Origin of the sequence: Sphingomonas rustica (assembly GCF_039652585.1) — a bacterium.
GTDB classification, from domain to species: domain Bacteria; phylum Pseudomonadota; class Alphaproteobacteria; order Sphingomonadales; family Sphingomonadaceae; genus Sphingomonas; species Sphingomonas rustica.
Window position 1 is genome coordinate 546,383 of record NZ_JBDIZK010000002.1, and the last position, 24,471, is coordinate 570,853.

Here is a 24,471-nt window from a genome sequence, read left to right on the forward strand (position 1 = left end):
CGCTCCCGATCATCAGGGTTCGTCGGCGGATCACTCGCGCGTGACGATCAGGCTGACCGTCGTCGTGGTCGATCCTCCGATATTCAGTGTCTGAACGGTACGTGCGCCTTCGACCTGATAGTCGCCCGCGATGCCGGTCACCTGCTTGTGCCCGTCGAGCGCCATGCGGATGCCGGTCGCACCGACCGGGTGCCCGCCGCCGATCAGCCCGCCCGAGGGGTTGACCGGATGCGCGCCGCCGATCTCGATCGCGCCGGACTCGATCGCCTTCCATGCCTCGCCGGGCGCTGTCAGGCCGAGATGGTCGATCGCCATATATTCGGTGGTGGTGAAGCAATCATGGACCTCGAACGCGTCGATCGCCTCGACCGGGACGCCGGCGCGCGCACGCGCTTCCTCGGCCGCGCGCTTCACCTGCGGAAAGACATAAGCCGCACCGTCGGAATCGGAGATCTTGCGCGCGTAGGAAATCGGTGCGGATCGATGTCCCCAACCCGAAATGCGCGATAGGCGATCCATCGCGATACCGCGCCGTTCGGCATGGGCGGCGGCGCGGCGGGGCGAGGCGAGAAAGATGACGCTCGCACCATCGGTCACCTGCCCGCAATCGGTCTTTCGGATGCGTCCCTCGACCACCGGATTGGCCTCGTCGTCCGGCGTGAAGCTTTCCGGCGTGAACCGCCAGCCACGCGTCTGGGCGTTGGGGTTCCGGCGCCCATTGGCGAAATTGATTTCGGCGATGCGGCCGAGGTGCCGCGGGTCGATGCCATAGCGGCGATCATATTCCTGCGTCAGATCGGAAAAGGCGCGTGGCCAGACATAGGTCGCATCGCCGAATTCGTGCCCCGTCCATGCCGCCGCGCCGAGATGCTGTGCGGCGGTGAGTCCCGGCACGTTGCGCATCTGCTCCAGGCCGATGACGCAGGCGAGGTCGTAGCGGCCGGATTCGAGATCGGCCATCGCCGCCATGATCGCGACCGAGCCGGATGCGCAGGCCGCCTCGTGGCGCGCGGTCGGCAGCCCGTCGAGCGCCGGATCGACCTGGCCGAAGAAGCCGCCCAGCAGGCCCTGGCCGGCGAACAGTTCGGCGACGAAATTGCCGACATGCCCCACTTCGATCTCGCTGGCATCGATCTGCGTGGCGGCAAGGCCGGCCTGCAGCGTCTCGGCAAACACATCAGCCATGTCCTTGCCCTCGCGCGCCCAATTGGTTGCGAAGTCGGTCTGCCATCCACCGAGAATATAGGTCATATATGCTGCTCCTGCGGATGTCGGGTCGTCGCGATCATCGCCGCGACTGCGTGCCGGAACGGGCCGACGGATAAGAGAACGAGCAATCCGGCCGCGGGCCCGAGCACGGCTGCGGCGACCGCGATCGCGGGCCCAACTGCCTGCGGATCGCGAAACACATATTCGGTGATCAACGCGATGCTGACCGGCCCGATGGTGAGACCGACGATGCCGAGCGTGAAGAAATAGAGCGCGGCGACGCGTCCGCGCAGCGTGCCGGGCGCCGCCTCGCACAGTGCGGCGACCGCGATTCCGCCCGAGGCGGTGAAGAAGATCAGGCCAGGCACCAGGATGGCCAGCGCGATCCAGCCGGACGGGGCAAGGCAGGCGGCGACCAGGAAGGGCGTCACCAGCAGGATCGACCATCCGGTCACCTTCAGGCTGGCAGCCTCGACTCCCCGCTGCGCGAGATGGGAAGCCAGCCAGCCAGCGCCCGACAGGCCGAAGCCGCCGAACACCAGAACGACGAAACCATAACGCAGCCCGACCTCTGCCGCGCTCCAGCCGAAGCTGCGCATGAAATAGGCAGGCATCCAGGACAGGACGCCGTAGATCAGCGTGCAATAGAGTGCCATGCCGCCCAGATGGCGCAGGTGAAAGCCGGGGTGCCGGCGGATATGCGCGAGGAGGCCCGTGCCGGCCTGCGCCGGGGCCGGCACTTCGCGGCGCACCGGCTCGGTCACGAATGCGAGCAACATGACGACGACCAAGCCCGCCAGTCCCACGATGATGAAGGTCGCCTGCCACGGCGCAACGGCGCCGATCACCGGCAGCACCACCTCCGGGCTTGCCGCGACTGCGCCGATCACGGCGCCGCCCACCATCAGAGCCAGTCCCGCGCCGATCGAGCTGGCCATCGAATAGACACTGATCGGGAAGGCGCGCTTTTCGGGGGGGAAAGTGTCGCCGATCATCGAGATCGCGGCTGGCGAAAGCGTCGCCTCACCCGCACCCACGCCCATTCGCGCGACGAACAGGTGCCAGAAATTGCCTGCCAGGCCGCATGCGGCGGTCGAGAGGCACCAGAAGGCGACTCCCGCACCGATCACCCGCTTGCGTGAGATCCGGTCGACCAGCCATCCGATCGGAAGGCCCATCGCGGTGTAGAACAGGCCAAACGCCAGCCCCTGCAACAGTGCGATCTGCGTGTCGTTCAGCCCCAGATCGGCCTTGATCGGGTCGATCAGCAGACTGAGGATCGTCCGGTCGACGAACGACACGACATAGCCCAGCGTGAGTACCGCCACCGCGAACCAGCTGCGCGATGGCGGCGGCCAGTCTGCAGCCGCGGCCTGCGCTCTGGCATCAGGCGCGGCTGAGGCATGGGGCGGGGCGGCGGTGGCCATCTGCGGCGCCCCCTATCGGGTGCTCGTATCGAAATCCTGCGCCATGCCCATCTCGCTGAGCAGATGGTGGCGATCATAATATTCGCGCCAGACCTTGATCTTGTCGCCCTCGAACTCCAGCGCGCCGCAAACGGGGGTAGCCCCGGGCTTTCCCTTGCACACGAACCGATCGAGCCGCTCCATGTAGAGCGTGCCGTTGACCACGCCGACGTTGCGCACTTCGAGTGCGATGCTGTCAGCCAGCGCGCCCAGGCCGGAGATGCGTTTGTGGATCGCGTCTCGTCCGACGATCGGGTCGATCATCATCGAGTGAAGCACCGCGTCCTCGGTCATCAGCGACGCCGCACGGTCCCAGTCCATGTCGTTCCATGCGTCGATCATCTCGCGGCCGACAGCAATCATCCGCTCATCCGATACGGACATGCGCCTCTCCCATAGTCTGTTTATGCAAGTAGCTTGAAGGCGCTTGGCGTGCATGTCAACAAGTAAGTCTTGACAAGCAAGCGACCTCATATGAACCTACTTGCATAAAGCGACTGATAGGCGCCGCGGTACGAGCCGGGCGAGTTTGAGGGAGAGAGCATGATGATTGGCGACCTGCGCAAAGGCGTGATTCGTTCGATGTTGACCTCGACCGGCCTCGCGGCCGGCCTTGCTGCCGTGATGTTGGGCGCGCCCGCCCTGGCGCAGGAAGCTGCACCTGAAGAGGAGCGTGCGCATGCCGACGGTCCGCAGGTCAGCGACATCGTCGTCACCGCACGCAAGCGCGAGGAGAGCCTGCAAAACGTGCCGATCGCGATCACCGCCTATGATGGAGATACGATTCGCGACGCACAGATCGTCAACCTGTCTGAATTCGCCGGGCGTACGCCCAGCTTCACCTTCCAGTCGCAAAGCTCGCTCGAGCAGGAAGCCTTTATCCGCGGCGTGGGTACGGTACGGCTGAACAGCGCCACCGCCGATCCGTCGATCGGGTTGTTCCTCAACGAGGTCTATATCGGCCGCCGCGGGTCGGCGACTCCGCCGATCTTCGACCTGGAGCGAGTCGAGGTGCTGCGCGGGCCGCAGGGTACCATCTTCGGCAAGAATGTGGTGGGCGGCGCGGTCAGTCTCGTCACCGCTGCGCCCAAGTTCAGCTCGGCCGCCGGGGTGTCCATCTCGGTCGGGAATTACAACAGCATCCAGACTGAGAGCTACGCCACCGGAGCACTGAGCGAGACGATCGCGGCGCGCGTCGCGCTCTACACCAACCGCCACGACGGCTTCAGCCGCAACATCGTCAACGGACAGGAGCTGGAGAATCTCGACAGCTATGGCGCGCGGCTGTCGCTGCTTGCGCGGCCGACCAGTAACCTGACGATCAACGTGGTCGGCGATTTCAGTCGTGACAATAGCGGCGGTCAGGCGCGCCACGCCGTCGACGATCCGACCCGGCCGGGGATCGGACCGATCACGACCGGTCAGCTTTCGAAGGATCCGCGCACGACGGAGACGCCGTACGATCAGTTCAACCGGCGCAAGACCTACGGCGTGACGGGACGCGTCGATTACGACGCGGACTTTGCCACCTTCACCTATCTCGCCGCACTTCGCGGTGGCGATTCCGGACAGCGCTACAGCCAGGCGGGCGCCGCGTCGCCGCCATCCTTCACCGACTCGGTGCTGACCCAGTTCGAGAAATATCAGGGCATCACCCAGGAACTGCGAATCGCATCGAACGGCACCGGGTCGCTGCGCTGGCTGGCGGGTCTCTATTACCTGCGCGAGGAAACCGACCGCAGCTCGCGCAATACCGCGAACAGCTTCCTGCCGGGCGGGCCGGGCAGCACGCGCGATAGCCTGGATGGTGAAAATATCTTCGACCAGTTCGGGGTTGCCCAGAACTATGCGGCCTTCGGCGAAGTGTCGTGGTCGATCATCCCGCAGCTTACCGTAACCGCCGGCGCGCGCTATACGGTCGACAAGAAGCGGATGGACGGCGAGGCGCGCATCCTGAGTCTCGGCCGGCCGGGCGACATCCTGTCGCCGGCTCCGCTGCGTGAACCCTATGCGGTCGAGGTCGAGAAGACCTGGCGAGAGGTGACGCCGCGCTTCGCCATCGAGTTCAAGGCGACGCCGGATATCCTGCTCTATGCCTCGGCCGCGCGCGGGTTCAAGGGAGGCGGCTGGCAGTCTGCGACTCCGGACCGGGCAACGGCGCTGCGCCCCTTCGACCCCGAGACCGCCTGGAACTATGAAATCGGCATCAAGAGCGACTTTTTCGACCGCCGGGTTCGCCTGAACCTGGCCGCGTTCCAGCTCGACTTCAAGGATCTTCAGGTCGAACAGCTCGACGACGTGCTGCTGACCACCGTCGTCGCCAATGCCGCGGACGCCCGGATCCGCGGTGTCGAAGGCGAGTTGACCGTCGCGGTGACCCAAAACCTGACGCTGTCGGGATCGGGATCGATCATCGACGCCAAATATCTCGACTATATCGATCAGGGCCGCAAGCTGGACTTCACCGGAAACAAGCTGCCGCGCACCTCCGACTTCCAGTATTCGGTCGCGGCCGATCATACATTGCCGCTGGGTACCAATCTCGCGCTGCGGACCCATATCGATTATGTCTATCAGGACGCGTTCTTCTACGGACCCGACAACACCAATGCCGAGCCGGGCTATGGTCTGCTCAGCGCCCGGATCGGCATCGGCGCGGCGGATAATGGCTGGGCGCTCTCGCTATGGGCCAAGAACCTGACCAACCGGCTCTACCGCGTCAGCGTGATTCCGTTCCTGGGCGACGAGTCCTCGCTATACGGTGCGCCGCGCACCTATGGCCTGCGCCTGTCGACCCGGTTCTGACGTTGCTCGCCCCGTGAAGGCCGCTACCCGCGCTTGCTCCCAGACGGCGATCACAAAAGGAAATCGTCCATGAAACTGTTTCGCCATCCGCCGGTCGTCACCAGTCTGAAGCCGAGCAATCACCCCTATCTGACCGGTGCCTGGACCCCGTTGCACGAAGAGGTGGATGCGGAAGACCTTGAGGTGATCGAGGGCGTCGTGCCGACCGATATCGCCGGCATCTATGTCCGCAACACCGAGAACCAGGTGCACCAGCCCCTGGGGCGGCACCACCCGTTCGACGGGGATGCGATGCTCCACCGGATCGAATTCTCGAACGGGCGGGTCCGCTATGGCAACCGCTTCGTGCGAACGCGGTGTTTCGCGGCGGAGCAGGAGGCGGGCGAATCCCTGTGGGGCGGGCTGGCCGATCCGGTGAGCACGGCCAAGCGCCCGGGCTTCGGCGCCCATGGTGCGATCAAGGACAGCGCCTCGACCGACGTCGTCGTCCATGCCGGCAAGATCCTGGCGACCTTCTATCAATGCGGCGAGGCATATCAGATCGATCCCGATACGCTGGAGGATCTCGGCGTTGCGCCCTGGGCGCCGATCGACGGCGTATCGGCGCATTGCAAGGTCGACGAGACAACCGGAGAGCTGCTGTTCTTCAACTATTCGAAGCATCCACCCTATATGCATTATGGCGTCGTGGGCGCGGACGGGCGGCTCAAATCCTATGTGCCCGTTGCGTTGCCGGGGCCACGCCTGCCGCACGATATGGCGTTTACCGAGCACTATTCGATTCTCAACGATTTGCCGACCTTCTGGGACGAAAGGCTGCTCGAACGCGACATCCACGCAGTACGCTTCCATGATTCGCTGCCGTCGCGCTTCGCGGTGATTCCGCGGCACGGCGGGGCCGAGGACATTCGCTGGTTCGAGGCGGCGCCCTGCTATGCGCTGCATTTCGTCAACGCCTACGAAGACGGCGACGAGATCGTGGTCGATGGCTATTTCCAGGAAGAGCCCACCCCTGGCCCCCTCGCAGAAGGCGCGGTCGCCGGGCACGAGCATCTGATGGCCTATCTCGACATGCACAGCTTCAAGAGCCGGCTTCACCGCTGGCGCTTCAACCTGAGGACCGGAGAGACGGTCGAGCAGCGGCTGTCGGACCGGATCGTCGAGTTCGGCATGATGAACGCCCGACATGCCGGCAAGCCCTATCGCTATGTCTATTCGGTCACGGCGAAACCCGGCTGGTTTCTGTTCAACGGGTTCGTCAAGCACGACCTGCTCACCGGCGAGACGACCGAGTTGATGCTGGAGGAAGGGCGCTACGCCAGCGAGGCGCCGTTCGCGCCGCGCATCGGCGCGGTCGACGAGGATGACGGCTATCTGATCAGCTTCGTGATCGACGAGAATCGTGGGACGTCCGAGTGCATCCTGGTCGATGCGAAGGATCTTGCGGCCGGCCCGGTGTGCCGGATCGCGCTGCCGCACAAGATCAGCAGCGGTACCCATGCAGTATGGGCGGACCGCAGCGTCGTCGATACAGGTCGAGCGGACTGACTCGGTGGTCTATCGCGTGGTTCAATGGGCGACCGGATCGATGGGGCGGACCGCGCTGCGGCGCGTGATCGATCACCCCGAACTCGAACTGGTCGGGTGTCACGTCTATTCGGCCGCCAAGGCCGGTCAGGATGCCGGCACGCTGGCCGGGCGCGATCCGGTCGGGGTCACCGCGACCAATGATATTGCGGCGATCCTGGCGCTCGACGCCGATGTGGTGCTCCACATGCCGCGGATCACCTTGCCCTATGCGGCGATGAATGCGGATGTCGAACGACTGCTAGCGGCTGGCAAGAACATCATCTCTATCGCCGGTTTCCACGCACCCTGGGCGCACGCGCCGGACTATGCCGAACCGCTGCGCGCCGCCTGTGTCGCAGGCGGAAGCACGCTGGCCGGCCTGGGCGTCAATCCCGGCGTGATCGTCGAGCGCATCGCGCTGGCGGCGACGGGCCTGTGCAGCCGGCTGGATGCGGTACGCGTTCATGAGACGGTCGACGCCTCGGCCATGACCTCACCCGGTTTCGTGTTCGGCCTGATGGGGTTCGGCAGCGATCCCGATACGGACGACGTTACGCGAGGACCGCTGGCACAGCTCTATACGCAGCTCTTTTCCGAAGTGCTGCATCTCGCGGCGCAGGGGCTGGGCGAGAGGATCGCACGGATCGAGCCGGCGCATGAACTGACCCGCGCTCCCCGCGACATCCATGTCGCGGCGGGCGTGATCGCGGCGGGGCGGGTCGCGGCGACCCGCTGGCGCTGGCTTGCCATGCTGGAAGGCGGGGGGCGGATCGAACTGGCGATTCTGTGGACCGCCGACCCGTCGCTCCACCCGGAGATCGGTGCGGCGCACTGGACGATCGCGATCGAGGGGCGGCCCAATATTCGCATGACGCTGTCGATCGACGAGGGGGATCCGGCGATGCCGCGTGCACGTGCGCTGACCGACGCGACAGTCGCCGTGGCGCTGGCGGCCATCCCGCACGTGGTCGGGGCACCGCCCGGTTTCTTCGCCTATCCACACCCGCCGGCATGGCGCGCGCGGCTTTCGGGAGACAGCTTGTGACGGTGTATATCCGCGAGGCGCTGCGCACCCCGCGCGGCAAGGCGAAAGCGGACGGTGGCCTGGCGGGGGAAACGCCACATGGCCTGGTCGCCGCCCTGGTGGAGGCGCTCGATGCGCGCGGGGCGCACCCGCGACGGGCCGATGCGCTGATGCTCGGCTGCGTCGGACAGATCGGCGCACAGGGCGGCAACATTGCCGAGGTGTCGAAACTGGCGGCGGGCCTGCCCGACCCGGCCGCCGCGCAGACGATCAACGCCTATTGCACGTCGGGCCTGGTCGCCATCGGTCAGGCGGCGGCACTGATCGAGACCGGCATTATCGATCGCGCCTTGGCCGGCGGCGTCGAGATGATGTCGCAGGTGCCGTTCATGGCGGACCAGGCGCGCTATTACGAGGATGACGGCTTTGCGCCGCCCGCGCGCTATATTCCAGTGGCGTTGTCCGCCGACCGTCTCGCGACCCGATTGGGCATTGACCGCGCGGCGATGGACGCGGTGGCGCTAGCCTCTCAACAGGCGGCCGCGGCCGCGGAACACGAGCCCGGGCTGATCGCATCGCGCATTCGCTTTGGCGGACTGGAGCGGGACGAGTGCGTGCGGGGACGCATGACCGCCGAAATGGCCGGGGCGATGGAACCGGCATTTGCCGACCTGCGCGACGCCTATGCTGGCGCACTGGGCGACGCGGCGTTCGAGCCCCGCCTGACCCTGGCCCACGCGCCGCCGATGTGCGACGGCGCGGCGCTGGCGATGGTGTCGCGCGAGGCGGAAGGCGCGCGGGCGCGGATCGTCGCCTATGCGCAGTGCGGCGGATCCGTCGATGATTCCCTGCTGGCCGGGTTCGACGCGATGGCGCGCGTGCTGGATCGCGCGGGGCTGACGCTCGCCGATATGGACGCGATCGAGTTCATGGAGGCGTTCGCAGTCGTGATCGCGGCGTTCCTGCGCGATCACCAGGTCGATCCCGCACGGGTGAACGTCGGCGGCGGCCATCTGGCCAAGGGGCATCCCATGGGTGCGACCGGCGCGATCCTGGTGTCGACCCTGCTCGACGTGCTGGACGTTCGCGATGGTCGGTACGGGCTGGTCGTGGTTACCGGGGCTGCCGGGATCGGAGCGGCGATGATCGTGGAGCGGGTTTCGGGATGAGTATCACCAAGGGTCTGAGGCTGCCGGTGCTGGTTGCGCCGATGTTTCTGGTGTCGGGCGTCGAGATGGTGGTCGCTGCGGCGCGGGCAGGCGTGCTCGGCGCATTCCCCACGCCCAATTGCCGCACGGCGGCGGAACTCGATCGCTGGATGGCCGAGGTCGCCGCGCGTGTCGAGGGCAGACCATGGGCGGTCAACGTCATCACCCATTCGAGCAATCCGCGCCTGGCGGACGATCTTGCGCTGATCGCCAAATATCGTCCGCCGGTGCTGATCACTGCGCTGGGCAGCCCGGCAGCGGCCGTGGCGACCGCGCACGGCTATGGCGGCATGGTGATGGCCGATGTGCCCAACGTGGCGCTTGCTCGCAAGGCGCTGGCGGCCGGTGCGGACGGACTTGCCTGCCTTGCTGCCGGAGCCGGTGGTCATACCGGATCCCTGTCGCCGTTCGCCTTCGTCTCGGCTGTGCGGCGATTCCATCGCGGGCCGCTTTCGATCGGTGGTGGGATCGGCGATGGCGCGGGGATCGCGGCGGCGCTTGCCGCCGGCGCCGACATGGCGTGCATGGGCACGCACTTCATCGCCTGTGACGAGAGCCTGGCGGGCTCCGACTACAAGCAGGCGGTTGTGGCGGCGGGTCTCGAGGATATCGTGCTGAGCGACCGGGTGACCGGAACGATGGCATCCTGGCTGCGCGCCAGCCTCGCGGCCGCCGGATATCTCGCCGACGACGGCTCGACGCCGAACCGAAACTACGAGGCCGGTGCTGCAGCCGGACGCTGGCGCGATATCTGGTCGGCAGGGCAGGGCGTCGGCGCAATCCGGCACACTGCGCCGCTGGAAACGATCATCGACGAACTCGAGGCGGAGTACCGGGAGGTCGTATTGCGGCTACCGAAGATGATGTAGCTTCAAGATGATGGAGCAGGCCGTGCGCGATCCGACAAGATCGGCATGTCTGTCGTCGGCCCATGGCTGCATCAGGAGCGCGAGCACGGCGCAGCAAGGTCTTCTGTTGGTCGCTTGCTTGCAGCTTCCGTCATGAGTTGCGAGCCATCCATCTGGATGGACACCCTGGCACGCGAAAAACGACATTCTCGGAAATTTGCCAACATCGCAACATCTTAGAGACCGTTTGGAAAATCGGCTGGAGGGGTTGCCGGAAGGGTGTTGGTCTGATTCATCCTCCGGATGTGGACACAGCAGAGCCGGGGCGAATGGCCCGAATTGCCAGGAAGACGAAGCGCTACCCCAGTGACCTGACCGATGAGGAACGGGATCGTCTTGCGCCGCTGATGCCCAAGCCGGGACGCCGTGGCCGCCCTCGTGAGGTGGATTTCCGCGAAGTCATCAACGCCGTGCGCTATCTGGTTCGCTCGGGTTGTGGGTGGCGTATGCTGCCGGTCCACTTCGGCGCATGGCAGACGGTCTATGGCTGGTTCCGGGAACTGGCGCGGCGCTTCCTGTTCCAGACGATCCACGACGTCGAATTGATGCTGGACCGCGCACGGCAGGGTCGGGAAGAGAGCCCGAGCGCGGCGGTGATCGACAGCCAGTCGGTCAAGGCCCCATCGGCGGAAATGCGCGGTTTTGACGCGGGCAAGAAGGTCGTCGGGCGCAAGCGGCACATCGCCGTCGATACCGATGGCCGGCTGCTGATGGTGAACCTGACCACGGCCGACATCTCGGATAGCGCAGGCGCCCAGGCCATTCTCGATGCCATCCGCAAGCGCTGGCCGTGGGTGAAGCACCTCTTCGCCGATGGCGCCTATGATCGCCTCAAGCTCATGGACAAGGCCAGCTATATGGACTTCGTTGTGGAGGTCATCCGCCGCAGTGATCGCCAGCAGGGTTTCAACGTCTTGCCCCGGCGCTGGGTCGTCGAGAGAAGCTTTGGCTGGATGACACGATGGCGCCGGCTCGTCCGCGACTACGAAAAGCGGATCGACGTCTCGCACGCCATGATCCTCGTCGCAATGGGCGGCAATCTCCTACGACGAAACGCTCACCCCTGATTTTCCAAACGGACTCTTAGCGGGAGAATGGTGGTAAGCGTCCGGTCTTGATCGTCTAAATATAAGAGTGGGCCAAAAATCGCCCAGTTGCGGACATCCGGCATTTCTGCGAGTCATCGCGTAATGAAGCGTAGGATGATAATTGGAATCGCACTTGCTAGCGCCGTGCTCAATGGGCTTGCGGACAAAGCAGTCGCGCAGGATTCGGGTGATACGTCCTCCCCGCTTGCGCCATCACGAGAGGCGATTCAGTCTTTTTATAGGAGCTTTTTGGACAAGCGGTCATGCCGCCCATCCGTGAGCTGTACAGGGCCTTTGAGAGACCGAGTCAGCGAAGTTGACTGCGCGCCCGCGAGAAATGGTAAAGTACGGTGCAGCTTTCTATTCATCACTGAGGATTCCATGCGGGGAAAGGCCATTACGAGCCTCGCGACAGAGGCCCGTATAGAACAATGTGCTGCTATGTTTCAGTGGAATGGAAAGCAATGGCGTATGACAGCGGCACTTGATGATTGCCCTTCTCGCTTGAACGCTTTCAAAGAGCGGTAACGCCACTTCACACAAGAACTGGGCAGCTATGCCTACAACATAGACCAATTCCAAGGAAGCAACTCGTCGATCCGATTTATAGGATGGCCCTTGCCGATACGATCGAGCACATCGGCAAGCCAAGTCTGCGGGTTCACATCATTGAGCTTGGCTGTCTCCAGCAGGGAATACATCGCGGCTGCCCGCTCGCCACCGCAATCGGCACCCGCGAAGAGGCAGTTATTCCTGCCGACAGCTATGCCGCGCAGGGCGTTCTCCGCGAGGTTGTTGTCGATCTCAAGCTGGTCTGCATCTCGCTGGCAAGGCCGGGGCGGCGGATCACCTCGGCGAACAGTCCCTCGGTCGGTAGGTACATGATCGCGAAATCGGTCGAGTGTGGGGAATGAGCGACACGATGACAGCGCAGTTCGTCACCCACGCTTGCCGGGCCCGGAACGTTCAGCGGCTGGGATCGACGGCGATCATCGCCTTCGCTGCCGCGGCAAAGGCGGCGCAGTCGTCCCGGGCGGAGGGGATTGCCTGGCGGAATGTGATGAAGCCGTGGATCATACCCGCAGCCTCCAATTGCGTGACCGAGACATTCGCGGCGCGGGTACGGTCTGCATAGGCCCGGGCGGCGTCGCGCAAGGGGTCCAGCCCGGCGGTGTGAACGAGCAGCGGGAAGGGCGGGATCGGGCCATCCAGACAATCATGCCGGATATCCCCCGCGATTGCCCGATACTGCGCATCGAACCACGCCATCTCGTCGCTGCTCAGGAAGAAGTCGGTGCCGAAGTCACGATAGGAGGGCCAGTCGGTGCCGCCGCCGACATAGGGGTACAGCGCCCAGCAGGCCTGGACCGGTACCTGCGCGGGCCGCAGCGCAAGTTGCTGCATCGTGACGATCGCCAGGTTGCCGCCCGCGCTGTCGCCGCAGGGGATCAGGCCGGTGACGCGAAATCCGAAAGCGTCCGGCTCCTGTGCCACCCAGCGTGCGGCAGCCTCGGCATCGTCCGGGGCGGCGGGGAAGGGGTGTTCGGGCGCGAGGCGGTAATCGACCGCGAGCAGCGGCAGATCGAGCGTATCGGCCAGCCAGGTGCAGAAGCTGTGATGCGTATCCAGATCGCCCAGAACGAAGCCGCCACCATGAAAGAACAACACCAGCGGGCTGTCGCTGCGTCCGGTGCGGCGATCGTACAGGCGGGCAAGAAGTGCGCCAGCCGGCCCGGGAACCACGATATCCTCGATGCGCGCGAGCGGGACAGGCGGCGCGTCGGCAAGCGTGCAATTCGCCCGCATCACCAGCCGCGCGGCCTCGACCGGCAGCGCCGAGACTGGCGGGGCGGCGCTTTCCGCCAGATAGGCGAGGAAGGCGGCAACGTCCTCGCGCGGGGCGGGATCGCTCATGCGTTCTGCTCCATCAACAGCACCGGTTTGATCACCGCGCCGCTTTCGGAATCATGCACCGCCTCGTCGATCGCGGCAAAGGGATAGGTGCGCACGAGCTTCTCCATCGGCAGGCGGCCCGCGCGATAATGGTCGATCAGGTCGGGGACGAAGCGCTGCGGATCGATACCGCCCTCGACCACGCCGACGATGCGGCGTCCCATGCTCATGATCGCGGACGCGTCGATCGAAAGCCTGGGATCGGAGGGATAGGCACCGACCAGCGCCAGCGTCCCGCGCGCGGCGAGCAAGTCGACCGCCGCACCCAACAGGGCAGGCGCACCGGTCGTGTCGACGATATGGTCGAACGGCCCGGTCAGCGTGTCAGGACTTTCCGCGCTCTCAGTGGCGCCAAGCTCGCGCCCGAGTTCGAGCCGATGTCGGTGACGATCGAGAAGCGCGATGCGGCCCGCGCCCGCGATCACGGCGGCCATAACCGCCGCCAGGCCGACGGCGCCCGCACCGAAGATCGCGATCGACTGACCCGGCTTCAGCCTGAGTGTGTCCAGCACCGTGCCCGCGCCCGTCTGAATGCCGCAGCCGAGCGGAGCGAGGAGAGGCAACGGCAGGTCGGCATCGACCTTCACCACGTTGCGCGGGTGCGCCAGCGCGTAGGTTGCGAAGGACGACTGGCCGAAGATGTTGCTGCCGATGCGCTCCCCGCCGCGCCGCAACCCACCCTGACCGGGTTGCAATGCGCCGAGGAAGTTTCGCGGGAAGAACTCCGGGCAATAGCCTGGCTGGTGATCGCTGCACGCCGAACAGGCGCCGCAGCTGTCGAAACTGAGCAGCACATGATCGCCGGGGGCGAGGCCGGTCACGCCCGGCCCCACCGTTTCGACGACGCCCGCGCCCTCATGCCCGAACACCGCAGGGAAGGGCACCGGCAGCGCCCCGTCGCGCATCACCATGTCGGTATGGCAGACGCCGCAGGCGACGATCCGCACCAGCACCTGATCGGGGCCCGGGGCTTCGATCGTCAGCCGCTCGATCCGGAACGCCCCGCCCGCCGTCTCGGTGACGGCAGCTTGAATGTCCATGGGACGCCTTCCTAGAATTTGAAGCCGAACCGCGCGTACCATTCGCGCGGACGGTTATAGGTGCCGAAGAAGGTGCCGTCCGCGATGTTCGCACCGCCCGAGGTCAGGTAGCGGTTGTCCGTCAGGTTGGTGGCCCCGACCCCTAGCGTCCAGTGACCGCCCGGCTCCTGATAGGCAATGCTGGCATTGACCAGATCGCTCGCATTGCGGCGCAGGATATACGTGCGCTGCGTGTCGTTCCATGCGCTGGTGGCATGGCTCCAGTCGGCCAGGAAGATCAGCGATCCCCCATTGCCGATCCGCGTTTCATAGCGCGGCGACAGGTTGATCTTCCAGTTGGGGGTCTTGGGCAGCGGCGCGCCCACGATGGTCCCGGCCTGGAACGGGCTGGGGCCGCCGACCGCCGCGGCTGCCGGCGAAACGCGGGTGTAGGTCGCGTCGATATAGCCCACCGAGGCGTTGACGGTCAGACCGCGCACCGGCGCCACGATCGCTTCCAGCTCGAACCCGCGGATCCGCGCGTCGCCCGCATTGGCGATGGTGGGTGAAGTGCCGATCTGGATATTGAGCTGAATGTCCTGATAGTCGGTGGTGAAGGCTGCGGCGTTCAGCTGCAGCTTGCGGTCGAGCAGCGTCGACTTGACGCCGACCTCGACCGTTGTTGCCTGCTCCTCGTTGAAGTCGGGCGCGACATTGCCCTGCGGGTTGGTCAGGCGCGTGGTCCAGCCGCCGGTCTTGTAGCCGCGCGACCAGCTTCCATACAGCATCACCGCATCGGTCGGATGGAGCTGGACGCCGAATTTGGGGGAGAAATTGCTGAAGCTCTTGCGGTTCGTGCCCGGCACATAGACCCGCACCGGATTAGTCGGATCGGGATAGCTGAGCCCGGTCTGGCACGTCACCGGCGCGAGCGGGAAGGGGCCGTTGGGGGTGATGTTGCCGTTCGCGTCGGAACAGCCGAACAGCTTGTAGTTGAACCCGTTCAGTTCCTGCTGGCCGCCCTCGAACCGCTTCTTCTCGTTCGTGTAGCGGCCACCGACCGTCAGGCCCAGCCACTCGGTCGGGCGATAATCGATCTGGCCGAACGCGGCATAGTTGGCGGTTTCAAGCCGGTTCGGGCCATCGACCTGCACCTGTCCTTCGGCAAAGGTGACATAGTCGTGAAGGTTGCCGGCTTCCTTGAAATAATAGCCGCCGAGCACGTAGTTGAGCTTGTTGTCCAGCGCCTTGCCGAGCAGCTGCACTTCCTGGCTGAACTGCCACTGATCCATGGTGAAACTGAGCTGGAGGAAATTGAGCGGCGAGCCGTCGGCGTCGAGCCCGGCGGCCCAGTCGAGCTGGCGATAGGCAGTGATCGACTTCAGCGACACGGCGTCGCTCAGGTCGAAATCGACCACGCCCGAAAAGCCCCAGTTCTTGAGGTCGGAGAAGCTGTTGCCGGTGGCATAGCTCCGGTCCGGATCGGCGATCAGGTAGCGGCTGTCCCAGGGCAGTCGGTCATTGGCCGGATTGCCGTCCACATTGACGCCGGCATAGCTCGGGATCTGGAAGCGCGGATTGAACTGCGTTCCCGACGTCCCGCACAGCGCCTGGGCATTGCGCGCCGCGATCTGGCCCGAAGTCGCGCCGATGCAGAAATTATAGAGGCCGGCGAAATTGAAGCCGGTGGTGCCGGTGGGATCGAAAGCGGTGCCGGGCAGATTGGCGGTACCGGCGAAATTGCCCGGGACCGTTTCTGCCGTGCCCAGCAGCTTGTTGGCGCTGGTCCCCTTGTCGCGGCTATAGTCGCCGGAGAGGGTGAGGCTGACCGGACCCCCGTTGGACCATTTCAGCTTGCCGCGCAGGTTCCAGTTGTCGTTGCCGCCTTCACGCTCGCCATTGCCGTAACCGGCAGAGGAGAAGGCGGTGTAGGACGGCGTGTTGTTGGCGCGCTGGTCGGGATAGGGAACGCGCTTCAGATAACCGTCGCGCGACTTGACGCCGAAACTCAGGATCGCGCCCAGTGCGTCGGTGATCGGAATGTCGACCGATCCGCGTGCGCTCAACAGATTATAGCTGCCCGTCGTCACGTCGCCCTGAAAGCCGAATTCCTTGCCCGGATCGCGGGTGACGATCGAGATCGCGCCGCCGATCGTGTTGCGGCCGAACAGCGTTCCCTGCGGCCCCTTCAGAACTTCGACGCGCGCAACGTCCATCAGGTCCTGGTTCGCGCCAACTGTGCGGGCAAGATACACGCCGTCCAGATACAGGCCGACGCCGGGATCGATGTTGAAGGCGAAATCGTCCGACCCGATTGCGCGGATATAGGCCGAAAGGACGGCCGGTGATCCCGAAAAGGGTGTCCCGGCGTCCAGATTGACGTTGGGCGCGATCGCCGAAAGCTGCGCAACGCTGTTGACCGCGCGCTCCTGAAGCGTGACCGATTCGAAGGCGGAGATGGCGATCGGGACGTTCTGCACATTCTCCGCGCGCTTCTGCGCGGTGACGACGATCTCGGCGATGCCGCTGTCCTGCTTGCTATCGGCCTGAGCGTCAGGCTGGGCAGGCGGTTCGGCGGTTTGGGCCCAGGCGGGGGCGACCCATGCCGCCGACGCGAGCAGGGCCGTGGCGAGACCAATGCGCATTCTTCCTCTCCCGATGACACGCCCATTCTGGCGTTTGTCAGCAAAGGCTAGCGTGCACTGGTCGACCCGTCTTGGACGGGTGCGCACCGCGATCAGGACGGACGCGCACCCGAAACCCGCCAGTCGCGCGGCGTGGTCCCGAAGCGGCGACGGAAGCAGCGGCTGAAGAATGCCGCGTCGTTGAAGCCGAGCGAGAAGGCGATGTCGGTCACGCTGCGCCCCGGCTCCGCAACGAGAATCTCGGCGGCGCGGGTCAGGCGACGGTTGGTGACGAAGGCTGTGGGCGTCAGGCCGGTTTCGCGAAGGAACGCCTTCTGGACCGCGCGCGGGCTGAGACCCGTCGCGGCGCAGAGGCTCGCCGTGCCGAGTTCCGGATCGCTCAGATGGCGCAGGGCATGGGCAACCGGCGTCTCCGCGCTTGCCGCGATGAAACTGGCCTTCCGGCGCTCGCGGCAGACCAGCCGCGTCGCATCGATCAACAGCTCGCCCACCCCATCGTCGACATCGCCCAGCACCGCCCGCTGATCCCACAGGCCCAGCAGCATGTGATTGAGGAACGCGACATGCGGATCCTGTCCCGGCAGCAGCCGGCCATGGAGCGCGCCTCGCCCGATATCGTCGCCAAGCAGCAGCGCAGGCACCTGGAGGATCAGGCACTCGTTCGCGTCGGAAATGTCGATCGAATAGGGTCGGCTATCGTCCGCGACCAGGATGTCGCCCATGCCGCCCGACACTGCCGCATCGCCGTGCAGCATCGTCAGGCGGCCCCTGCGTTGCAGGTGAAGCAGCACATTGTGCCCGTCGCGATTGCCCTCGCGCCGTACCTGCGCCCGGGCGCTGCGGGCCCGCGCGATGCCGACCGGCCCCAGGCGCCAGCGAGCCAGTTCGGCGCGAATGCCCTCCGGTGCGATGGCCGTCATGCCGGGGAAAGCCTGGGCGACGACCTCGCGCCAGAACAGGTGCCGCCGCGGGGGCGGCACCGTCTGGGTGGTGAAATGTTCGACCGTGCTCAGGCAGCCGGCTCCAGTTCGACGGCGTTCACGACATGCGCTTGGGTATATTCATGCAGGCCGGACTGGCCCAGCTCTCCGCCAAGGCCCGACTGTTTCGATCCCCGGAAGGGAATGGTCGGATCGATGGCGAGATGCTGGTTGACCCAGACCGTGCCGGAATCGATCTTCATCGCCACTTCGGTCGCGCGTGCCACGTTCCGGCCCCAGATCGTGCCGCCCAGGCCATAGTCGGAATCATTGGCGCGGGCGATGACCTCGTCGATGTCGCGATATTTGAGCACCGGAAGCACCGGGCCGAACTGCTCCTCGCGCACCAGCGGCGCATCGTCGTCCAGGTCGCGGACGATCGTCGGCGGGATGAAATAGCCCGGGCGGTCGAGCGGATCGCCCCCAGCCAGCACGGTGCCCCGCTGTCTGGCATCCTCGATCAGTGCCTTCACCTTTTCGAACTGCATCGCATTCTGGATCGGGCCGACCTTCGCGCCCTGCTTGGCGCCGTCGTCGACTACGGTCTCGCGGGCAAGCCTGGCGATTTCCTCGCAAAATTCATCGTACATGCCTTCCGGCACATAGGCGCGCTTGACCGCGACGCAGATCTGGCCGGCATTGTACATCGCCCCCTGGAAGACCTTCTGCGCAGCCAGCGCCGGTTCGACATCGTCGAGCACGATCGCGGCGTCGTTGCCGCCCAGTTCCAGCGTGACGCGCTTCACGCCGTCGGCGGCGCTTGCCATCACCTTCCTGCCGGTCGCGGTGGATCCGGTGAAGGCGACCTTGGCGACATCGGGGTGCGCGGTGAGCAGCGGACCCAGGTCATTCTGATCACAGATGATGTTGACCACGCCCGCGGGCAGCAGCTCGGCGAAAATCTCGCCCATCAGCAAGGTGGTCAGCGGGGTGGTCGGCGCCGGCTTCAGCACCATGGTGTTGCCGGCGACGAGGGCGGGTCCGATCTTGTTCGCCGCCAGGATCATCGGGAAGTTCCACGGCGTGATCGCCGCCACCACGCCCAGCGGGGTGCGATGCTCGACGACGCGGTTGCCGCCTTCGTCGCGCAGCACCTTGGTCTCCGGGCGCATCTGGGCGAAGGCGCGCAGCGTGAAGACGGTGCCCATCACTTCGCCGGTCGCCTGATCGAGCGGTTTGCCCTGTTCGCGGGTCAGCAGGCTGGCGAACTCGCTCATCCGTTCCTGCAGCCGCGCGGCGACGGCATCGACCAGAGCCGCGCGTTCATCGACAGGTGTCGCGGACCAGGCAGGGAAGGCGCCCCTGGCCGCGGCAACCGCGGCGTTCAGCTGGTTTGCATCGGCCTTGGGACAGCGCGCAAACGGCTCTGCGGTAGCCGGATTGATGACGTCGAATTCCGACGCGCCGCTGACGGCTTCGCCATTGATCAAAAGCGTGAATGTGCGTTCCAAGGCCACTCTCCCAAACACGTCGCGACTCATGGCGACCGACCGTTCTTGTTCTGCAAAATGTATCCTAGGCATACCGAATCGGCAAGGTCGGCTAAGTTACTCTACTGGCTCGATATGCTGATTGCGCAGGGCCGGGGCGCTGCTGGGTCCAGCGTTCGCACGGGTGGCATCGGCGCTCTACCCTGCTAAGGCACGCCGCTGATACACTGTCATGCGAGGGGCGTCGCGATGATGAAGGAAGGTCAGGACCTGCTCGAGATCGTGGGTTATCAGGTTCAGCGGGCCGAATTGCTGATGGATCGCGACGCGCGCGCGACGCTGTCGCCCTATGACGTCACGCCGACCAAGATGACGGCGCTGATCCTGATCCGCGATAATCCCGGCAGCGACCAGTCCGCACTTGGCAAGGCGTTGCGTGTGAACAGGTCGAGCGCGATGAAACTGGTCAATCTGCTGGTCGATCGCGGATTGATCGAACGTCGGCCGGGCCGCGACCTCCGCACCAATGCGCTGCACCTTACTGACGAAGGGGAAACTCTGGTCGCAGCGATGCTTGCGGATCTCCGCGCCTCCGATGCGCGTATGACCGCCGCGCTGACCGGCGAGGAGATCAAGACGCTGGTGCGCTTGCTGCGCAAACTCGGGCGACCGGCCCCGAAACCGCGCGCGCAAAGCTGATCGCGACGGAAGCGCATCGCCGCGACTTGCGGTAAATGTATCCCGGGGATACAGTATCGGCATTGTCGAGGTCGGCGCTGGGAGTGGAAGCATGTCGAATGATGCGATGGTCGAGGCTGGCGTCCCATCGGTCGGTATGCGCGAGGATTCGCCAAGGCTCGATGCCCTGCTGAATCCGTCGTCGATCGCGATCATCGGCGCGTCGGACAAGCCGGGGGCGCTGGGTGCATCGGTGCTCGCCAATCTGGAACGGCAAGGGTTCGGCGGATCGATCCACCTGGTGAACCCGAAGCGGACGCACATTGGCGAGCGCACCTGCGTGCCGACGGTCGACGACCTTCTTCCTGGCATCGACGCCGCGGTGCTCGCAATCCCGCGCGATGGCGTCATCCCCGCGCTTCGCGGCCTGGCCCGCCGCAAGGTGCGCGCTGCCGTCATCTATTCCGCGGGCTTTGCCGAGGATGGTCCGCAGGGGAAAGCCGATCAGGAGGAAATCGCCCGGATCGCCGCGGAAAGCGGGATGGTGATCGAGGGGCCGAATTGCCTGGGGCATGTCAATTTTCGCGACAGGGTGTCGCTGACCTTCATCGACATGCCCGACGCGACCGCCGAGGGTTCGCGCCGGGTCGGCATCGTGTCGCAGTCGGGTGCGATGGCGGCCGTGCTGGCCACGACGATGATCCACCGTGCGGTGCCGCTCGACTGCTACATCTCGACCGGCAACGAAGCCTCGACCGGGATCGAGGATTATCTGGCGCATCTGGTGGCGCGGCCCGGCGTCGCGGTGATCGCGCTGATCGCCGAGCATATCCGCAGCCCGTCGCGCTTCCTGGCGGCCGCGCGTGCCGCCCGGGCGGCGGGCAAGCAGATCGTGCTGCTTCATCCCGGGCGCAGCGCCGCGGGCGCAGCCAGTGCGGCGACCCATACCGGCGCGATGGCGGGCGAGCATGCGGTGATGTCGGTTCATGTCCGGCACGCAGGCGTGGTGCTGGTCGATACGCTGGAGGAACTGGGCGACGTGGTCGAGATCCTCGTCCGCTGCCCCGATCTCGGCTCGGGCGGCGTCGGCGTCATCGCCGAGTCGGGCGCCTTCAAGGCGATGATGCTCGATCTGGCGGAGGACGTCGCGCTCGACCTGCCCCAGCTTCACGACGATGACAGCCCGGCGCTGCGCGCCGCATTGCCCGCGTTCGTCCCGGTGACCAATCCGATCGATATCACCGCCCAAGGACTGGTCGACCCAGGCTTGTACGGGAGTGTGCTTGGCGCACTGACTACAGACGACCGGATCGCGACGATCCTGTTGACCCTGATCCAGACTGAGACGCGGACGTCACACGTCAAGATCGCCGCGGTGCTGGACGCGCTTTCCCGCGGCCCGGCCAAGCCGGTGATCATTGGCGGCGTCGATGAGGGCGGCGGTGTCGAGCCGGCGGACATTGCGCAGCTGCGGGACATCGGCGTGACCTATCTACCGACGGCCGAACGCGCCCTGCGCGCCATCGCACGTGTTGCCGATGCGCTGGGACGCGACCGGCAAACGGAAGTGCTGACTGACGTGCGCCCCGCCGATCTGGCGGCGATCGGCAGCGTGATTCCCGAATATCGTTCGAAGGCGATCATGGCTGAATATGGCGCGAGCTTTCCCGAATTCGAACTGGTGCAGACCCTGGACGCGGCAGTCGCGGCGGCCGGGCGGTTGGGCTATCCGGTCGTGCTCAAGGCTCAATCTGCGCAGATTCCGCACAAGAGCGATGCCGGCGGTGTGATCGTGGGGCTGGGCGATCGCGATGCACTCATCTCCGGCTGGCATCGGCTCAGCGCCAATCTAGCCGCATCCTGCCCCGGGCTGGGACTCGACGGCATCCTGGTCGAACGCATGGCGGACAAGGGCGTCGAGCTGATCGTCGGCGCGCGCAACGATCCGCATTGGGGCGTGACATTGCTGGTCGGCTTCGGCGGCGTGGCGGCCGAATTGCTCCATGATGTCCGGCTGCTACCGCCCGATCTGACACGCGGAGCGATCGCGGCGGAGATCCGGAAATTGCGCATGGCCCCGCTTCTCGGCGGCTTCCGCGGGGCACCCAAAGCCGACGTCGCCGCGGTGGCGGTGCTGGTCCAGCAATTGGGACGGATGATGATCGCCAATCCGGCGATCCGGGAAGTCGATCTCAATCCGGTGGTCGTCGCACCTGTCGGGCAGGGCGCGGTCGCGCTGGACGCCTTGATTACGCTTTAGCGGCCGGCCCCGGCTTCACAGCTCGTCGCGCGTCACCTCGACCGTGACGCCAGCGACCCCTCGGGTCAGCGCAAACGGCTTCTCGATGCTGACCTGCGCGCGCTGCACCGTCGGAAACGCCAGGCAGCGTTCGCCAAGCCGGCGCGCGAAGGTCTCGATCAGCGGAATGTGGACGAGCGCCAAGTCCTCTGCCGTCCGCGCGACCCGGCGATAATCGACCGTCTCGCCGATCGCGTCGATCGGCCCCGCCACCAGGGTCAGCTCGACCGATACCACCAGCGGTTGGCGGCGGCCGATCTCGTCGGGATTGATCCCGATATCGGCGAGCAACGGCAGGTCGCGGACGCGGACCCGGGTCGAAGTGCGCAGTTCAGCCACCGCGCGCGCGTTCGGCAGCGGTCACGGTGTTCTCCAGCAGGCACGCGATCGTCATCGGCCCGACCCCGCCGGGGATCGAAAGTCCGGCCGCAATCTCCTGCGCGACGACGCCTGTCGGACGCGCAACGATATACTCCAGAATGTCGATCGTACGCATCGCCGATTTGACCGTCGGTGGCGCAGAGCCAGCCATGCGCAGTAATGCCCCCTGTCAGAAGATCAGGCTGCCACGCCTTTCCGAAAAGCGCCAGCCATCGTCCGTACGGACGAAGCGATCATGGAAGCTTCCGACTTTAGGGGCGCCGGCGTCGGTAAACAACAGCATCGCGCTTTCGCCTTCGGCTTCATCCAGACCGATGACCTCGATCACGATATTCGAGCAGAAGTGGCGCGTGACGCGGGACGGACGCGCCTGGAACGCGGCGAGGATTGCGGCGCGCCCGACGATCCACTGATCGGGCGCGCTCGGCCGCGCCATTCGGCCGTCCTCGGCATAGAGGGCGGCCAGTTCTTCCCACCGGGCGGCATCGTTGAGATTGGCGTAGCGCGCGATCAGTCTGGCGCAGTCCTGCTCGATCGCGCGAATGTCGGCGCGGGGGCTTTCTTCGTTCGACTCCATGCCGGTGTCAGTTCGCCGGTGCCCTGGCCTTGGACAGGTCATAGCTGCCAAGCCCCGGCTTGTAGCTTTTCTCATCGATGAACTGGCGGATGCCCTCCTTCCTGCCCTCTGACTTGTCGTGGAAGTTGCAGGCTTCCTGCATCCGCACGAGATAATCCTCGGCATCGTCATAGGTCATCAGATTGACCCGGCGGACCGCATCCTTGGCGAATTTCAGGGCAACGGGATTCTTCTTGAGCAGCAGCTCGGCGACCTCGGTCGTGCGCGTCTCCAGCCGGTCGAGCGGCACGCTCTCGTTGACCAGGCGCATCGTCGCGGCCTGCCTGCCGTCGATCAGGTCGCCGGTCAGCGTCAGCCACATGGCGTCGCGCATCGGCAACAGGTCGACCACCACCTTCGTCACGCCGCCGCCGGGAAGGATACCCCAGTTGATCTCGGACAGGCCGAACTGCGCCTCGTCGGCGCAAATCGCCAGGTCACAGGAGAACAGCGGCCCAAATCCGCCGCCGAAACACCAGCCATTGACCATCGCGATGGTCGGCTTCTGGAACCAGCGCAGCCGGCGGAACCAGCCATAGCTTTCGCGCTGCGACTTGCGCACGCCGCGCAGCCCCTGCGCCTCGGTCTCGCGGAAATATTCCTTCAGGTCCATGCCTGCCGACCAGGCCGATCCCTCGCCGCCCAGCACCAGCACGCCGACATCGTCGCGAAACTCGAGCTCGTCGAGCACGACCATCATCCGCCGGTTGAGCGTCGGGCTCATCGCGTTGCGCTTTTCAGGCCGGGCGAACTTTACCCACGCAATGCGGTTCTCGACATGGACCGAAACGACGTCCTGATCTTCCATCACCCGACTCCCTCACCTTGCTGCACACGGCAATCTGTATCACTTGGATACAATGAGGCTGGGTTTATGTAAATCGCGCTCCCATCACAAAGCGCAATCCCAGGGCGCTCCATCTGTATGCCTGTCACACAAACAGGGCTGCGCCACGGAAGTGGATCGCTATCCCCGTGGTACGAAACGAACTGGCGATGGCGAGCCTTGCCGAGGGCCGGGCGCCGAACAGGGGAGCAGCAATCGCATTGGCAAAGTCCCGGTAGCCTAGCACTACTTTGGCACTTTAGGTTCGGCCGGCGTGCCGAGTGAGCGCTGACAGTGCGGGCATCGGGAGGGTGGTGGTCGTGCGAAGAGGTCGAGGATGGCCTGCCTAACGGCCGGCATGCTCGGT

General features: G+C 65.5%; 19 protein-coding genes and 2 pseudogenes. 8 read left to right on the forward strand and 13 right to left on the reverse strand.

Annotated features, from left to right (window positions below; translation table 11 throughout):
- Positions 1-30 precede the first annotated feature (30 nt).
- The 3 genes from TPR58_RS05480 to TPR58_RS05490 are packed head-to-tail and all read right to left on the reverse strand — an operon-like array spanning position 31 to position 3,059.
- Positions 31-1,251 (reverse strand): acetyl-CoA acetyltransferase, encoded by a 1,221-nt coding sequence (locus TPR58_RS05480; RefSeq protein WP_346245611.1) that lies wholly within the window; start codon positions 1,249-1,251, stop codon positions 31-33.
- The gene (locus tag TPR58_RS05485) at positions 1,248-2,636 is read right to left on the reverse strand and encodes an MFS transporter (protein ID WP_346245612.1); all 1,389 of its coding nucleotides are present in this window, start codon (positions 2,634-2,636) and stop codon (positions 1,248-1,250) included. Before TPR58_RS05485 ends, TPR58_RS05480 begins: the two co-directional genes overlap by 4 nt.
- A 12-nt stretch (positions 2,637-2,648) precedes the next feature.
- Entirely contained in the window at positions 2,649-3,059 is a 411-nt protein-coding gene (locus tag TPR58_RS05490; RefSeq protein ID WP_346245613.1) for a nuclear transport factor 2 family protein, read from the reverse strand.
- Between the two features lie 159 nt (positions 3,060-3,218).
- Between TPR58_RS05490 and TPR58_RS05495 the strand changes: the two genes are divergently transcribed.
- From TPR58_RS05495 to TPR58_RS05520, 6 genes and pseudogenes are all read left to right on the forward strand, one after another.
- Entirely contained in the window at positions 3,219-5,480 is a 2,262-nt protein-coding gene (locus TPR58_RS05495; protein ID WP_346245614.1) for a TonB-dependent receptor, read from the forward strand.
- 69 nt (positions 5,481-5,549) lie between these two features.
- Positions 5,550-7,028, forward strand: a complete 1,479-nt coding sequence (locus tag TPR58_RS05500; RefSeq protein ID WP_346245615.1) for a carotenoid oxygenase family protein — start codon at positions 5,550-5,552, stop codon at positions 7,026-7,028.
- Between the two features lie 4 nt (positions 7,029-7,032).
- Entirely contained in the window at positions 7,033-8,094 is a 1,062-nt protein-coding gene (locus TPR58_RS05505; RefSeq protein WP_346245616.1) for an NAD(P)H-dependent amine dehydrogenase family protein, read from the forward strand.
- Positions 8,091-9,242 (forward strand): thiolase family protein, encoded by a 1,152-nt coding sequence (locus TPR58_RS05510; RefSeq protein WP_346245617.1) that lies wholly within the window; start codon positions 8,091-8,093, stop codon positions 9,240-9,242. The genes TPR58_RS05505 and TPR58_RS05510 overlap by 4 nt, the downstream gene beginning before the upstream one ends.
- Positions 9,239-10,150 carry an NAD(P)H-dependent flavin oxidoreductase gene (locus TPR58_RS05515; protein WP_346245618.1) on the forward strand — a complete coding sequence of 304 codons (912 nt, stop codon included), beginning with the start codon at positions 9,239-9,241 and terminating at the stop codon, positions 10,148-10,150. Before TPR58_RS05510 ends, TPR58_RS05515 begins: the two co-directional genes overlap by 4 nt.
- A gap of 282 nt (positions 10,151-10,432) precedes the next feature.
- Positions 10,433-11,256, forward strand: a pseudogene (locus tag TPR58_RS05520) (IS5 family transposase).
- Positions 11,257-11,837: 581 nt separating this feature from the next.
- On the opposite strand, the pseudogene TPR58_RS05525 reads toward TPR58_RS05520, so the two are convergent.
- The 6 genes and pseudogenes from TPR58_RS05525 to TPR58_RS05550 form a co-directional block, all read right to left on the reverse strand.
- Positions 11,838-12,098 (reverse strand): annotated as a pseudogene (locus TPR58_RS05525) (transposase domain-containing protein); the annotation flags it as partial.
- Positions 12,099-12,243: 145 nt separating this feature from the next.
- A complete protein-coding gene (locus TPR58_RS05530) occupies positions 12,244-13,191 on the reverse strand; it encodes an alpha/beta hydrolase (RefSeq protein ID WP_346245620.1) in 948 nt (315 codons plus the stop codon).
- Entirely contained in the window at positions 13,188-14,270 is a 1,083-nt protein-coding gene (locus tag TPR58_RS05535; protein ID WP_346245621.1) for an NAD(P)-dependent alcohol dehydrogenase, read from the reverse strand. Before TPR58_RS05535 ends, TPR58_RS05530 begins: the two co-directional genes overlap by 4 nt.
- 11 nt (positions 14,271-14,281) lie before the next feature.
- Positions 14,282-16,894, reverse strand: a complete 2,613-nt coding sequence (locus TPR58_RS05540) for a TonB-dependent receptor (protein ID WP_346245622.1) — start codon at positions 16,892-16,894, stop codon at positions 14,282-14,284.
- A gap of 92 nt (positions 16,895-16,986) precedes the next feature.
- Entirely contained in the window at positions 16,987-17,874 is an 888-nt protein-coding gene (locus TPR58_RS05545) for an AraC family transcriptional regulator (RefSeq protein WP_346245623.1), read from the reverse strand.
- Positions 17,875-17,903: 29 nt separating this feature from the next.
- Positions 17,904-19,325, reverse strand: coding sequence for an aldehyde dehydrogenase family protein (locus TPR58_RS05550; protein WP_346245624.1), 1,422 nt, complete (start codon positions 19,323-19,325; stop codon positions 17,904-17,906).
- 228 nt (positions 19,326-19,553) lie between these two features.
- Here TPR58_RS05550 and TPR58_RS05555 point away from each other — a divergent pair, with 228 nt between their 5' ends.
- Positions 19,554-20,003, forward strand: a complete 450-nt coding sequence (locus TPR58_RS05555) for a MarR family winged helix-turn-helix transcriptional regulator (RefSeq protein WP_346245625.1) — start codon at positions 19,554-19,556, stop codon at positions 20,001-20,003.
- Positions 20,004-20,094: 91 nt separating this feature from the next.
- A complete protein-coding gene (locus TPR58_RS05560; protein ID WP_346245626.1) occupies positions 20,095-22,242 on the forward strand; it encodes an acetate--CoA ligase family protein in 2,148 nt (715 codons plus the stop codon).
- Between the two features lie 15 nt (positions 22,243-22,257).
- Here TPR58_RS05560 and TPR58_RS05565 read toward each other — a convergent pair whose 3' ends face one another.
- The 4 genes from TPR58_RS05565 to TPR58_RS05580 are packed head-to-tail and all read right to left on the reverse strand — an operon-like array spanning position 22,258 to position 24,086.
- Positions 22,258-22,620, reverse strand: a complete 363-nt coding sequence (locus tag TPR58_RS05565; protein WP_346245627.1) for a dihydroneopterin aldolase — start codon at positions 22,618-22,620, stop codon at positions 22,258-22,260.
- A complete protein-coding gene (locus tag TPR58_RS05570; protein WP_346245628.1) occupies positions 22,613-22,777 on the reverse strand; it encodes a hypothetical protein in 165 nt (54 codons plus the stop codon). The genes TPR58_RS05565 and TPR58_RS05570 overlap by 8 nt, the downstream gene beginning before the upstream one ends.
- A gap of 54 nt (positions 22,778-22,831) precedes the next feature.
- Positions 22,832-23,239: a nuclear transport factor 2 family protein gene (locus tag TPR58_RS05575; protein ID WP_346245629.1), complete on the reverse strand. Its 408-nt coding sequence runs from the start codon at positions 23,237-23,239 to the stop codon at positions 22,832-22,834.
- A 7-nt stretch (positions 23,240-23,246) separates the two neighbouring features.
- Positions 23,247-24,086, reverse strand: coding sequence for a p-hydroxycinnamoyl CoA hydratase/lyase (locus tag TPR58_RS05580; RefSeq protein ID WP_346245630.1), 840 nt, complete (start codon positions 24,084-24,086; stop codon positions 23,247-23,249).
- Positions 24,087-24,471: the final 385 nt, after the last annotated feature.